The 379-nt window shown below is 54.6% G+C and carries 1 protein-coding gene; it reads left to right on the top strand.

Translation table 11 applies throughout. From position 1 onward, the window contains the following. Positions 1–379, top strand: a 379-nt coding sequence (locus SB660_RS19195; protein WP_410583814.1) for an MsnO8 family LLM class oxidoreductase, incomplete at both ends; no start/stop codon positions are given.

Below are 379 nucleotides of genomic sequence, written 5' to 3'. Positions count from 1 at the left end.
TGCGGAAAGTGCACTGCGGAATACAGTAAGATTGGCGGAGGAGGCGGAAAAGCTCGGATATAAGAGGTTTTGGGTGTCAGAGCATCATTTTTCAGAGCGGTTGGCGGGCTCAAGCCCTGAAGTGCTGATCAGCCATATTGCGGCGAAAACGAATGACATTCGGGTAGGATCAGGCGGTGTGATGCTTCCGCATTACACCGCATATAAAGTGGCGGAGAATTTCCGCGTGCTCGAAGGGTTGACGCCGGGCAGAATCGATCTCGGATTAGGGAGAGCGCCGGGCGGAATGCCGATCGCATCATGGGCGCTGAATGACGGCGGGAAGCGTAACGCTGATCAATATCCGCAGCAGCTTCGTGAGCTGGCGATGTATTTGCAT

Origin of the sequence: Bacillus sp. SIMBA_005 (genome assembly GCF_046535585.1) — a bacterium.
Lineage (GTDB): Bacteria > Bacillota > Bacilli > Bacillales > Bacillaceae > Bacillus > Bacillus pumilus.
This window is presented reverse-complemented; position numbering and strand designations above follow the sequence as displayed.